Source organism: Variovorax sp. 05L425 (genome assembly GCF_056397705.1).
This window is the reverse complement of the sequence record NZ_JBFTNY010000085.1, coordinates 1-515: the sequence shown is the minus strand read 5'-3', so window position 1 is coordinate 515 and position 515 is coordinate 1. Positions and strand designations below refer to the sequence as shown.

The 515-nt window shown below is 56.7% G+C and carries 2 pseudogenes; both read left to right on the top strand.

Going from position 1 to position 515, the window contains the following annotated elements:
* A pseudogene (locus AC1DN9_RS30090) lies at positions 1–122 on the top strand (fimbrial protein); the annotation flags it as partial.
* 266 nt (positions 123–388) lie between these two features.
* A pseudogene (locus AC1DN9_RS30085) lies at positions 389–515 on the top strand (fimbrial protein); the annotation flags it as partial.

Genomic DNA, 515 nt, shown 5'->3' with positions numbered 1-515 from the left:
CGGTTGCTATCACCGCCGGATCTGCACTGCTGCCCTACGCCGCTGAATACGTGGCTGTCAATGGAGCTGCTGGCGCCGGCGCAGCCAATTCGAGCGTGATGTACACGCTCATCTACCAGTAATTTCTGGTAGCCCGGAAGCGCGCCGCCGGTGCGCTTCCTCCCATGGAGCAGCACCAGCGGCGGCGAACGAATTCGCTGCGCGAGGCGCGTAGATCGAGGCCTCACCGTGCCATTTTGCACAGCGGTACTGCTCCAAACGCTGCTTTAGGATTTTTCTTATGTGCCTGCGGCGTGTGGATCGATTTAATTCGGTCTTGGCAATTGGCAATTCCCTGGTTATCGCCTTCTGCCAAATCCAACTTCTTCAACTTTAGTGAATATTCGAAATGAACCGCAAACTTCTCTCCGTTCTGATCTTGGCCAGCACCGCGATGGCCGCCCAGGTTGCCTCTGCTGCTGACGGCACCATCACCTTCAACGGCGAAGTCACCTCGAACACCTGCACCATCAATG